Here is an 11635-nt window from a genome sequence, read left to right on the forward strand (position 1 = left end):
CGGTGGTGTCAGCCGAGGTCGATCTCCGGGTAGAGCGGGAAGCCGGCCAGGAGGTCGGTCGCACGGTGGGAGATCTCGTCCGCGATCTTCGGGTCGAGGATGTGCTGGGCCTTGGAAGGGGCGCCCTTCTTGGTGGTGCCCTGTTCCGTGGTGGTCAGCACGCGGTCGATCAGGCCGGCGATCTCGTCCATCTCGGTGGCGCCGAGACCCCGGGTGGTCAGCGCCGGCGTGCCGATGCGGATGCCCGACGTGTACCAGGCGCCGTTGGGGTCGGCGGGGATCGCGTTGCGGTTGGTGACGATGCCCGAGTCGAGCAGCGCGGACTCGGCCTGGCGGCCGGTGAGGCCGTAGGAAGAGGCGACGTCGATGAGGTTGAGGTGGTTGTCCGTGCCGCCGGTGACCAGCGTGGCGCCGCGCCGCATCAGCCCCTCGGCGAGGGCACGGGCGTTGTCGACCACGGCCTGGGCGTAGTCGCGGAACTCGGGGCGGCGGGCCTCGGCGAGTGCGACCGCCTTGGCTGCCATGACATGCGGAAGGGGGCCGCCGAGGACCATCGGGCAGCCGCGGTCGACCTGGTCGGCGAGCGACGAGTCGCACAGGACCATGCCGCCACGCGGGCCGCGCAGCGACTTGTGGGTGGTCGTGGTGACGATCTGGGCGTGCGGGACCGGGTCGAAGTCACCGGTGAGGACCTTGCCGGCGACGAGTCCCGCGAAGTGGGCCATGTCCACCATGAGCGTGGCGCCGACCTCGTCGGCGATCTCGCGCATGATCCGGAAGTTCACGAGACGGGGGTAGGCGGAGTAGCCGGCGACGATGATCATCGGCTTGAACTCACGGGCGGAGACGCGCAGCGCCTCGTAGTCGATGAGGCCGGTGGCGGGGTCGGTGCCGTAGGAGCGCTGGTCGAACATCTTGCCGGAGATGTTCGGGCGGAAGCCGTGGGTGAGGTGGCCGCCGGCGTCCAGGGACATGCCGAGCATGCGCTGGTTGCCGAAAGCCTGCCGCAGCGCGGCCCAGTCGGCCTCGGAGAGGTCGTTGACGTTGCGGACGCCGGCCTTCTCCAGGGCGGGGGCCTCGACACGCTGGGCGAGGACCGCCCAGAAGGCGACGAGGTTGGCGTCGATGCCGGAGTGCGGCTGGGCGTAGGCGTGCTCGGCACCGAAGAGTTCGCGGGCGTGCTCGGCGGCGAGGGCCTCGACGGTGTCCACGTTGCGGCAGCCGGCGTAGAAGCGGCGGCCGACGGTGCCTTCGGCGTACTTGTCGCTGAACCAGTTGCCCATCGCGAGGAGGGTGGCCGGGGAGGCGTAGTTCTCGGAGGCGATCAGCTTGAGCATCTCGCGCTGGTCGGCGACCTCCTGCCCGATGGCGTCGGCGACCCGGGGTTCGACGGCACGGATCACTTCAAGGGCACTGCGGAAGGCGGTGGATTCGGTGGAGAGGGGCTCTGACATGACGGCCTCCGGACGTGGCGTTCGGCGTTCACGGTTCGGCCCAGGCGCACGGCACACGGTTCCGGGCCGCTCCCCGATGGTCGATCCCATCCCAGCGCGCCAGTCACGGCCCGTGGACGAGCGTACCGGGCACGCCTGGAGGATGGGTCACGCCGTCCACCATGCGAGCGACGACGGGAAGGGGCATGAGTAGGCCCGCCACTCCGCACCCGGCCGGAGCTACCGGCTCCCGGCTAGGGCAGTGCCCCGCACAGTGCCTCCAGGGCTCGCGGCCAGCCGCTGTCCGAGGGGGTTCCGTAGCCGACGACCAGCGCGTCGAGCGGCGCGGGCGTGGCGGCGGGGTGGCGGTAGCTGGTCAGGCCGTGCACGGCCAGGCCGTGCCAGGCCGCCGCGCGGACCACCGACTGCTCGGTGCCGGGCGGGAGCCGGAGCACCGCGTGGAAGCCGGCCGCGATGCCCGTGGCCGTCACCGACGGGGCGCGGGCCGCCAGGGCCGAGACGAGCTGGTCGCGGCGGCGCCGGTAGCGGAGGCGGGAGGCGCGCACATGCCGGTCGTACGCGCCCGAGGTGAGGAACTCCGCCAGTGTCAGCTGGTCCAGGACCCCGCACGACCAGTCCGCGCCGCCTTTCGCCGCGATGACCTCGGGGGCCAGGTCCGGCGGCAGGGCCAGCCAGCCGAGGCGCAGGCCGGGGGCGAGGGACTTGCTCGCGGTGCCGAAGTACACCACGCGGTCCGGGTCGAGGCCCTGGAGGGCGCCCACGGGCTGCCGGTCGTAGCGGAACTCCCCGTCGTAGTCGTCCTCCAGGATCAGCCCGCCCGTGCGCCGCGCCCAGTCGACGACGGCGGCACGGCGGTCGGGTTGCAGCGGCACGCCCATGGGGAACTGATGGGCGGGGGTGAGCAGCACCGCCCCCACGGCGCCGCCCTGACCCGCACCCGCGCCCGCGCCCGTCGAGGGCAACTCGTCCGTCCGCGTGCCCCGTTCGTCGAACGGCAGCGGCGCCGAGGCCAGTCCCGCACGGTCGATCAGGTCCCAGTGCACGTCGAGTCCGTACGACTCCACCGCGAGCGTCCGTGCTCCCCGCTGCCGCAGCACCGCCCCGAGCAGCATCAGCCCGTGGACGAACCCGGAGCAGATGAGGATGTGTTCGGGGTCGGCGCGCACGCCGCGGGCCCGGGCGAGATAGCCCGCGAGGGCGGTGCGCAGTTCGACCCGGCCGCGCGGGTCCCCGTAACCGAGGGCGTCGTCCGGGGCCGCCGCGAGAGCCCGGCGGGACGCCTTGAGCCACGCGGCGCGCGGGAAGGAGGCGAGGTCCGGGGTGCCGGGGACGAGGTCGTAGGCGGGGCCCCGGAGCGAGCGGGGCGGGCGTGCCGCGGAGGCCGGGACCGGCACCGCCCGTTCCGCCACCCGTGTGCCGGAGCCCTGGCGCGCGGTGAGCCAGCCCTCGGCGACGAGGTCGGCGTACGCGTCGGCGACGGTGTTGCGGGCGATGCCGAGATCGGCGGCGAGGGACCGGGACGACGGCAGCCGGGTGCCCGGCGCGAGCCGTCCGCCGCGTACCGCTTCGCGCAACGCGTCCGTGAGGCCACGGCGCGGGCCGACGCCGGGACGCGCCACGTCGACATGCAGGTCCACTCCGAAAGTGGCCCAGGATTCAGCCATGGAAATGGACCATACTCCTGGGCTGCTTCGCTCGTAGGGTCGAGGTCATGACGACGACGCACACAGCGACCGGCACCACGACCGACACGACGACCAGCACACCGGCGGACACCTCGTACGCCTCTGAGGAGGCCCCCCGACTTCAGTGGACCACGTTCGCCCCCGACGTCTACAAGGCCATGATCCGGCTGGCCGCGGCGGCCGAGCAGGGTATCGACCCGGTCCTGGCGGAGCTGGTCAAGATCCGCGCGTCACAGATCAACCACTGCGCCTTCTGCCTCGACATGCACACGAAGGACGCGCTCGCGGCGGGCGAGAGCGTCGAGCGGATCGTGCAGCTCAGCGCCTGGGAGGAGTCCCGGCACTTCTACACGGAGAGGGAACTCGCGGCGCTCGCGCTGACCGAGGCGGTCACGGTCCTGACGGACGGTTTCGTCCCGGACGAGGTGTTCGAGGCCGCCGCGCGCCACTTCGACGAGGCCGAGCTGTCCCATCTGATCGCCACGATCACGGTGATCAACGCGTGGAACCGCTTCGGTGTGACCTGCCGTCTGACGCCCGGGCACTACACGGCCGGCCAGTACAAGTGACGGCGGCGCCTTCGGCGAAGGCCGAGGTCTTCCGCGCGCTGCACCGCGACCGCGCACCCGGCGATCCGCTGGTCCTGCCCGGTCCTTGGGACGCGGCCAGTGCCCGGGTGTTCGTGGACGCCGGTTTTCCGGCGCTGGCCACGCCCAGCGCCGGGGTCGCGGCCTCGCTCGGGTACGAGGACGGGGCCACGCCGGCCGACGAGATGTTCGCGGCGGTCGCGCGGATCGTCCGGGCGGTCGACGTGCCCGTGTCCGCGGATGTCGAGAGCGGGTACGGGCTCCCTCCCGGGGAACTGGTCGAGCGGCTGGCGGAGACGGGCGCGGTGGGGTGCAATCTGGAGGACTCCCGCGAGGGCGTCCTCCAGGACCCGGCCCGGCAGGCCGACTGGCTTGCCGAGGTGCGGGACGCCGCGGGCGGCCTGCTCTTCGTCAACGCGCGCGTGGACACCTTCCTGCGCGGGGTCGCGGATCCCGTGGCGGACGCGATCGAGCGGGCCGCGCTGTACGTCGCCGCCGGGGCCGACTGCGTGTATCCGATCGGTGCTCCGGCGGAGGTGCTGCCGTCGCTGCGGGCGGGCATCGAGGGGCCGGTCAACGTGTCGGCGGCACCGCGAGGGCGCTCCGCTCGGGAGTGGGGTGAGCTGGGGGCCACCCGGATCACGTACGGGCCGGGGTTGCAGCGGGCGGCTGCGGCGGCCTTGCGAGAGATCGCCGGAGGGCTCTGACCTCTTCGCCGGCACGGGACGGTACCCGGAACAGGACACGGGACAGGACACACGGGACAGGACACACGGGACGGGGCACGGGCCCGCGGCGCGTACGTGACGGCGAAGGAGCCGCAGGACGGGGGGCGACTCCTCGTGCGGGCCCGTGTGCGGACCGGGGGCCGGGGTGTCAGCCCGCGAACCACCGGACCGGCTTCGGCGCGAGGTTCTGGTACACGTGCTTGGTCTCGCGGTACTCGGCGAGCCCCGCGGGTCCCAGCTCACGGCCGACGCCGCTCTTGCCGAAGCCGCCCCACTCCGCCTGCGGAAGGTAGGGGTGGAAGTCGTTGATCCAGACCGTGCCGTGCCGCAGCCGTCCGGCCACCCGCCGGGCACGTCCCGCGTCGGCGGTCCAGACGCCTCCCGCGAGCCCGTACTCCGTGTCGTTGGCGAGCGCGACGGCCTCGTCCTCCGTACGGAAGGTCTCCACCGTGAGGACCGGTCCGAACACCTCTTCCCGTACGACACGCATCTCGCGGTGGCACTGGTCGAGGACGGTCGGCTCGTAGAAGTAGCCGGTGGCCGGGCGCTCCGGAGACGGGTCGGGGCGGGCGCCGCCGGTCCGCAGCACCGCGCCCTCGGCCAGGGCGGCGGCCACGTAGTCCTCGGTCTTCTCGCGCTGTTCGGCCGAGACGAGCGGGCCGCACTCGACTCCCGGCTCGGTGCCGCGGCCGAGCCGGATCCGTTCGGCGCGCCGGACCAGTTCCGTGACGAACGGGTCGCGTACCGACTCCTCGATGATGAGCCGGGAACCTGCCGAGCAGACCTGGCCGCTGTGGATGAACGCGGCGTTGAGGGCCTGGTCGACGGCCGTGTCGAAGCCCTCTTCGGTCGCGCAGGCGTCGGCGAAGACGACGTTGGGGTTCTTGCCGCCGAGTTCGAGGGCGACCTTCTTGACGGTGGCGGCGGCGGCCTGGGCGACCTTGGTCCCGCTGACGAGACCGCCGGTGAACGAGACGAGGTCGACGTCCGGGTGCTCGGCGAGGCGGGCGCCGACGCTGTGCCCGGGACCGGTGACGATGTTGGCGACTCCGGCGGGCAGCCCGGCCTCGACGAGCAGCCCGATGAGGGCGACGGTGGTCAGCGGGGTGATCTCACTGGGCTTGACCACGAAGGTGTTGCCCGCGGCGAGAGCGGGGGCGATCTTCCAGCTGGCCTGCAGCAAGGGGTAGTTCCAGGGCGTGATCATCGCGCAGACGCCGAGGGGCTCGTGCACGACGACACTGTGGATGTCGTCGGAGCCGGCGTCGACGACCCGCCCGCCGCCCTCCGCGACGACGAGATCGGCGAAGTAACGGAAGGCGTCGGCGACACAGTCGATGTCGACCCGTCCCTCCTCCAGCGTCTTGCCCGCGTCCCGGCTCTCCAGCAGTCCGAGCGACTCGCGGTCGCGCACGAGGAGGCCGGCGACGCGGCGCAGCAGGGCGGCGCGCTGCTTGACGGGCGTCCGGGGCCACACCCCGTGGTCGAAGGCGTGCCGGGCGGCCTCGACGGCGGCGTCCGTGTCGGGCACACCGCCCTCGGCGACCACCGCGAACGGCTTCGCGTCCGCCGGGTCGAGGATGTCCCGCGTGGCCCCCGAGGCGGACGCCCGCCACTCCCCGCCCACATGAATCGTCCGCTCCGCCGCCTGGTGTCCCGACATGATCGATGCCTTCCGTTCCTGGTCCGTCCTGGTCCGTTCCGGTCCCCGCCCCGGTGCACCCGCGCGTCGCCCTCACGGTCGGGAGCACCTGCCCTACGGCCCGGATTGCATGCGCGCCCCAGGGCCGAAGTGCGCGGCGTCACTGACAAGCCCTCCGAAACATGGACACGCTCTCCACTCTTTGACTAAAGTCAAAGGTTATGGCTTCAGCGTCAGTGTCCTCGGCGCACGTGACCACCCTGCGCCGTTTCAACCGGTACTTCACCCGTCGGATCGGTGTCCTCGACGACCACTACCTCGGGCAGGACCGGCCGCTCAGCGAGGCCCGCCTGCTCTACGAGATCGGGGCCGGCGCCTCCCTGCGGGAACTGCGGACCAGGCTCGGTCTGGACGCCGGTTACCTGAGCCGGATGGTGCGCGCGCTGGAGGGGCAGGGGCTCGTCCGGGTCACCGTGCATCCGGCGGACAGCAGGCTGCGTCTCGCGGAGCTCACCCCTGCCGGGCGCAGGGAACTGACCGAGCAGAACCGCCGCGCGGACGACCTCGCCGAGGGGCTGCTGAGCGGGCTGAGCGAGACCCAGCGGGAGCGGCTGACCGAGGCCGTCGCGGTCGCCGAGCGGCTGCTGCGGCTGGCCGCGATCACGGTACGGCCCGTCGGGGCGGCGTCGCCCGACGCGCGTGCCTGCCTCACGGGTTACGCCGCCGAACTGGACGGACGGTTCCCCGAGGGGTACGCCACGACCGACCTCGTACCGCCCGAGCGGATCGCCGCGTTCCTCGTCGCGTACGAGGAGGAGCGCGCCGTCGGCTGCGGGGCGCTGTGCGCGCTCGACACCGGGACGGCCGAGATCCGGCACCTGTGGGTGCACCCGGACGCCCGCGGCCTCGGTCTCGGCCGGCGGCTGCTGACCGAACTGGAGCGGACGGCCGCCGGACGCGGACACCGGACCGTACGCCTCGACACGCACCCGGTGCTCCGGGAGGCGGCGGCGATGTACCGCACGGGCGGTTACACCGAGATCCCGGCGTACGGCGACAACCCGCACGCCGGTCACTGGTTCGAGAAGCCCCTGCACCATTGACCCGCGGGCCCGCGCGCACCTACGGACCCGCCGATCCAGCGACGCGCCGATCCGCCGACCGCTCAGGGGACGGAACGCACCGATCCCCGGGCGGTTGCCCGGGGATCGGCGGAACGGGACTGGTGCCTGCGGGTGTCTACGGGTGCCTAGATGAGGCCGAGGGCGCGGACCGCCTCGCGCTCCTCCTCGAGTTCCTTCACCGACGCGTCGATCCGGGCGCGGGAGAAGTCGTTGATCTCAAGACCCTGGACGATCTCGTACGAGCCGTCCTTCGTGGTGACGGGGAAGGAGGAGATGAGGCCCTCCGGGACGCCGTACGAACCGTCGGACGGGATGCCCATGGAGGTCCAGTTGCCGTCCGCCGTGCCGTTGACCCAGGTGTGCACGTGGTCGACGGCGGCGTTCGCGGCCGAGGCGGCGGAGGAGGCGCCGCGGGCCTCGATGATGGCCGCGCCGCGCTTGGCGACGGTCGGGATGAACTCCTCGGCCAGCCACTTCTCGTCGTTCACGGTCTCGGCGGCGTTCTTGCCGGCGATCGTGGCGTGGAAGATGTCGGGGTACTGGGTGGCCGAGTGGTTGCCCCAGATGGTGAGGCGCTGGATGTCCGCGACCGTCGAGCCCGTCTTCTTCGCGAGCTGCGTGAGCGCGCGGTTGTGGTCCAGGCGGGTCATCGCCGTGAAGCGCTCGGCCGGTACGTCCGGGGCGGCTGCCTGGGCGATCAGGGCGTTGGTGTTGGCCGGGTTGCCGACGACGAGGATCTTGACGTCGTCCGCGGCGTTGTCGTTGATGGCCTTGCCCTGCGGCTTGAAGATGCCGCCGTTGGCCTCCAGGAGGTCACCGCGCTCCATGCCCTTGGTGCGGGGGCGGGCGCCGACGAGCAGACCGACGTTCGTGCCGTCGAAGGCCACGTTCGGGTCGTCGGTGATCTCGATGCCCTGCAGGAGCGGGAAGGCGCAGTCGTCGAGCTCCATGGCGGTGCCCTCGGCGGCCTTCAGCGCCGGCGTGATCTCAAGGAGACGCAGCTTGACCGGCACGTCCGCGCCGAGCAGCTGGCCGGAGGCGATGCGGAAGAGCAGGGCGTAACCGATCTGGCCGGCCGCGCCGGTGACGGTGACGTTCACGGGAGTGCGGGTCATGGCGTTCTCCGTATGACAGCTGACGGTGGGGCGTCCCTGCCCCGGGGTACGGAATCCCGGCCCTGGCACCGCGATGATCGATCATCGATTGAGATGAACGATCTCTTGGCGTCAAGAGAGATCCAGCGGTCAGGCTATCGCGCATCCGGGATCCCGGACGGCCGGGTCCGCTGTGGCCCACCCCACAGGGCCGCCGCCCCGCTCTGGCCGCCGCTCCGGTGGGCGCGCGGCCCCGGCTCCGGCGCCCGTCCACGAGCAAGGCGGCCGTCGATCCGGGAGAGTGGGCCGACGACCGCCAGGTGGGGGTGCCGGTGGGCAAGGAGGGCTGTACGCCTCCCGATGAAAGGCCGGACTCCCGTGGGGGTACGAATTCGCCTGCCCCGAAGTACGCCGCCCATTCCTACCGAGAGCGATCGATCGCTGACGCGCCGCGAACGGCCGCCCGCGCGCGACCCGGCCGGAACCCGACGCGCACGACCCGGACGGGCCTCCGCGCCCGTGACGTGGGCAGGCGCCCCACTCGGTCGAGTCGGGCGCCTGTCCGGCCGGGTGCCGGGCCCCCGGAAGGGACCGGTCCGGGGTGTGCGTCGTTACTTCGTGCACCCCTCCACGCCCGACTGGAGCGTCGCGCACGCCTTCGCCGCGGTGGCGTTCTTCACCGCGACCATCGGGGTGTAGGCGTCGGTGTCCGTGCCGACCTCGGCGGTCTGCGCGGCGGCCGAGCCCGCCGCTATCCGGACCGAGTCCCCGGCTCCGGCCGCCGTGATACGAGCCCACGCGGCACCGCACGTCTCGCTGTAGCGGACCTCGACCTGGGCGGTGCCGACGACGGCCTTCTCCACGGTCTGCGCCAGCGTCCCGCCGCAGCCCATGTTCTCCGGGTCCTTGCCGGCGCAGGCCGCGCCACTGCACTCGACGCCCTCCGGCAGTTCCTTGCTCACCGTCGGACTCGGGCTCGGCCCGGCCTCGTTCTTCTTTCCGTCGTCGCCGGACTGCGTGAACAGCACGGCTGCGGCTGTCACCACGAGCGCGCCCACGACCCCCGCGAGGAACATGGTCAGCCGCCGCTTGCGCTGCCCGTCCGGCGAACCGCCGGACCGGGGCCGCGCGTCCTGCGGCGGACCCCCACCAGGTCCGGAAGGACTCGCGGAACGAGCGGGGCCCGCAGGACCGACCGGACCTGCGCCGACCGGACCTGCCGGGCCGAAGGCCCCCGACTGGCCGGGGCGGGAGGCACCGGACATTCCCGGCGGCGAGGCGACGACTCCCCAACCGCCACCCCGCGTACCCGAACCCGAGCCCGAAGCCGACCCCGTGCCGGAGCCCGGGCGCGAGCCCGCCCCGGCACCCTCGCCCGCCCCGGCTCCGGAACCCGTCCCGGCACCGGCCCCGTACGGCGGCCTGCGCTCGTCCCCCTGCACCGGGCTCCGCGGCGGCACCGTGGGCGCCACCCCGGCGGGGCCCGCGATACCCGGCTTGGGCGCGGCCGTCGTGCTCCCCCCGGCGCGCGCCTGCTTCCCGCTCTTCTCCCCCTTGGCGGGAGTCGGCCCGAACTCCCCCAGCGCCGCGCGCGCCTGGGAGATCCGTATCGCCTCCATGGTCATGTCGTGGCGCATCTCCGAACGGCTCCAGGCCCGCTCGGCCAGCTCCCACATCGTCGTCAGATGGACGGGATTGGTCCCGGTCACCTCGGCCAGCGCCACGATCGCGCCCTTGGGCGCGAGCAGCCGGCCGTTCAGATACCTCTCCCAGGACGTCTTGCTGTACCCGGTCCGGTCTGCCACGGCGGCGATACTCAGTCCGCTGCGGTCGACCAGCCGGCGCAACTGGCTGGCGAACTCCCTGACCTGCGGATCGAGTTCATCCGGCAAGGCCCTCCAACGAGGCATTACTACCCCCCTCTTCCCCCCGTACGTGCTTGCTTCTCCCGCGTGTGAAGCCCTGTGCCGAGTCGTCGTTCTGGCTACCCACAGGGATGCGCCCGGCCAGGATCTCAGTTCCCGGGGTGGGGGCGCACGGGAGCATTCGGGCCTGTGGGCATGCACCGTTGCACGCCCGCTGGTCTGCGGTCCAGTGTCCCACCGACTTCCCTCCGGGCTGACGAGCCGGCCCGGCCGATGCGCGGGACGTCCCGGAGCGTCCCGATTGCCCACGTTATCGATGATCTCGGGGGTGATCGGCGGCCACTCACCGCCGTCGCCGTGCGGCGACGGCCGCGGCCGGTCCGCCAGGCTATCGACGGAAGCGGCGGCGCGTACGGCGTCCGGCCCGACCGGTGCCGGGTGAGCCCACTTTGCCGTGGGCCGGCCCCGCCTCGGGCAACCGCTCTGCGCGCGGGACGTACCGGAACCGTCACCTTCGTGCCACAGGCAACCGGCGGGTGTTGAAGCGCCGCCGGCACGTCCATGACCCTGGGTTGCAGGCGGCGCCCCTCCGCGCTCGGGGGAGTGGACGGGCGCCGCTGCCGCCCCCGTGAGGCGCCTACGTCCTGATCGTGAAGTGCAGGGTGTCGTCCAGGAAGGGCAGCTCCAGCCAGGGGTTGGGCTGGGCCATCATCGCCAGGAGCGCGATGGTCGCCCCGAGGACGCCATACGTGACGAGGTCCGTGAAACGGGAGCGGACGGCGAGCATGCCCACGTCGGGCAGCATCCAGCGCATGGCCGCGCCTGCGAGCAGTGCGACACCGATCAGCAGGGTGCCGACCTTGAACGCGTCCAGGGCGGTGAGCAGCAGCCCGAGTCCGACCAGGCCGGTGACGGCGAGGATGGGCCACTGCCGGGCGGGCGCCGGCGCGTCGCTGGGGGCCGCCCTGCCGCCGCCCTCGGGCCGGGCGGTGTCCCGCGTGAACAGCGGGAAGCGCCGGGTGACGCGACGGGGCTGCCCGTCGGGCCCGGGCGCGCTGACGGCATCGCGGACGGTGAGCTCGTCGCCGTCGCCCTGCACGGGGTTCTGTACGTCGGCCTCGTCCTGGACATCGACATCGGTTCCGGCGGGATCGCCCGCCCCGGCGGAAGCGTGTGTCTCGGCGGAAGCGCCCGTCCCGGCGGAGGTGTCCGTCCCGGCGGGAGCGCCCATCCCGGCGGAAGCGCCCGTCCCAGCGGAAGCGCCCATCCCGGCGGAAGCGCCCGTCCCAGCGGAAGCGCCCATCCCGGCGGAAGCGCCCGTCCCAGCGGAAGCGCCCGTCCCAGCGGGAGCGCCCATCCCGGCGGAAGCGCCCGTCCCAGCGGGAGCGCCCATCCCGGCGGAAGCGCCCGTCCCAGCGGGAGCGCCCATCCCGGCGGAAGCGCCCGTCCCAGCGGG

9 protein-coding genes and 1 riboswitch are annotated in these 11635 nt (G+C 73.0%); of the genes, 3 read left to right on the forward strand and 6 right to left on the reverse strand.

The genetic code is table 11. From position 1 onward, the window contains the following. Positions 1-8: 8 nt before the first annotated feature. Both ACFYXC_RS10960 and ACFYXC_RS10965 read right to left on the reverse strand, forming a co-directional pair. Entirely contained in the window at positions 9-1454 is a 1446-nt protein-coding gene (locus ACFYXC_RS10960) for a glycine hydroxymethyltransferase (protein WP_389549399.1), read from the reverse strand. Between the two features lie 31 nt (positions 1455-1485). After that, positions 1486-1571: riboswitch (ZMP/ZTP riboswitch) on the reverse strand. Between the two features lie 116 nt (positions 1572-1687). Further along, positions 1688-3118: a PLP-dependent aminotransferase family protein gene (locus ACFYXC_RS10965; protein WP_389549402.1), complete on the reverse strand. Its 1431-nt coding sequence runs from the start codon at positions 3116-3118 to the stop codon at positions 1688-1690. Between the two features lie 47 nt (positions 3119-3165). Between ACFYXC_RS10965 and ACFYXC_RS10970 the strand changes: the two genes are divergently transcribed. Continuing rightward, positions 3166-3708: a carboxymuconolactone decarboxylase family protein gene (locus tag ACFYXC_RS10970; RefSeq protein ID WP_389549405.1), complete on the forward strand. Its 543-nt coding sequence runs from the start codon at positions 3166-3168 to the stop codon at positions 3706-3708. Next, positions 3705-4433, forward strand: a complete 729-nt coding sequence (locus tag ACFYXC_RS10975; RefSeq protein ID WP_389549408.1) for an isocitrate lyase/phosphoenolpyruvate mutase family protein — start codon at positions 3705-3707, stop codon at positions 4431-4433. The genes ACFYXC_RS10970 and ACFYXC_RS10975 overlap by 4 nt, the downstream gene beginning before the upstream one ends. A 169-nt stretch (positions 4434-4602) precedes the next feature. On the opposite strand, the gene ACFYXC_RS10980 is transcribed toward ACFYXC_RS10975, so the two are convergent. Further along, complete coding sequence (locus tag ACFYXC_RS10980; protein WP_389549411.1) at positions 4603-6117, reverse strand: aldehyde dehydrogenase family protein; 1515 nt, start codon at positions 6115-6117, stop codon at positions 4603-4605. 200 nt (positions 6118-6317) lie between these two features. On the opposite strand from ACFYXC_RS10980, the gene ACFYXC_RS10985 reads away from it, so the two are divergent. Beyond that, positions 6318-7199, forward strand: a complete 882-nt coding sequence (locus ACFYXC_RS10985) for a GNAT family N-acetyltransferase (RefSeq protein ID WP_389549414.1) — start codon at positions 6318-6320, stop codon at positions 7197-7199. Positions 7200-7345: 146 nt separating this feature from the next. On the opposite strand, the gene ACFYXC_RS10990 is transcribed toward ACFYXC_RS10985, so the two are convergent. The 3 genes from ACFYXC_RS10990 to ACFYXC_RS11000 all read right to left on the reverse strand — a co-directional run bounded on the left by ACFYXC_RS10990 (position 7346) and on the right by ACFYXC_RS11000 (position 11410). Beyond that, on the reverse strand, positions 7346-8335 hold the full coding sequence (locus ACFYXC_RS10990; protein ID WP_389549417.1) for a malate dehydrogenase: 990 nt from the start codon (positions 8333-8335) through the stop codon (positions 7346-7348). 590 nt (positions 8336-8925) lie between these two features. After that, positions 8926-10224: a helix-turn-helix domain-containing protein gene (locus ACFYXC_RS10995; protein WP_389549420.1), complete on the reverse strand. Its 1299-nt coding sequence runs from the start codon at positions 10222-10224 to the stop codon at positions 8926-8928. A gap of 592 nt (positions 10225-10816) precedes the next feature. After that, positions 10817-11410 (reverse strand): DUF3017 domain-containing protein, encoded by a 594-nt coding sequence (locus ACFYXC_RS11000; protein ID WP_389549422.1) that lies wholly within the window; start codon positions 11408-11410, stop codon positions 10817-10819. Positions 11411-11635: the final 225 nt, after the last annotated feature.

Source organism: Streptomyces sp. NPDC002701 (assembly GCF_042889045.1).
In the GTDB taxonomy this organism is placed as follows: domain Bacteria; phylum Actinomycetota; class Actinomycetes; order Streptomycetales; family Streptomycetaceae; genus Streptomyces.

Excerpts from the sequence above, each read along its gene's own strand:
- ACFYXC_RS10960 (WP_389549399.1), bottom strand. The coding sequence starts at position 1,454 with ATGTCAGAGCCCCTCTCCACCGAATCCACCGCCTTCCGCAGTGCCCTT.
- ACFYXC_RS10965 (WP_389549402.1), bottom strand. The coding sequence starts at position 3,118 with ATGGCTGAATCCTGGGCCACTTTCGGAGTGGACCTGCATGTCGACGTG.
- ACFYXC_RS10970 (WP_389549405.1), top strand. The coding sequence starts at position 3,166 with ATGACGACGACGCACACAGCGACCGGCACCACGACCGACACGACGACC.
- ACFYXC_RS10980 (WP_389549411.1), bottom strand. The coding sequence starts at position 6,117 with ATGTCGGGACACCAGGCGGCGGAGCGGACGATTCATGTGGGCGGGGAG.
- ACFYXC_RS10985 (WP_389549414.1), top strand. The coding sequence starts at position 6,318 with ATGGCTTCAGCGTCAGTGTCCTCGGCGCACGTGACCACCCTGCGCCGT.
- ACFYXC_RS10990 (WP_389549417.1), bottom strand. The coding sequence starts at position 8,335 with ATGACCCGCACTCCCGTGAACGTCACCGTCACCGGCGCGGCCGGCCAG.
- ACFYXC_RS10995 (WP_389549420.1), bottom strand. The coding sequence starts at position 10,224 with ATGCCTCGTTGGAGGGCCTTGCCGGATGAACTCGATCCGCAGGTCAGG.
- ACFYXC_RS11000 (WP_389549422.1), bottom strand. The coding sequence starts at position 11,410 with ATGGGCGCTCCCGCCGGGACGGACACCTCCGCCGGGACGGGCGCTTCC.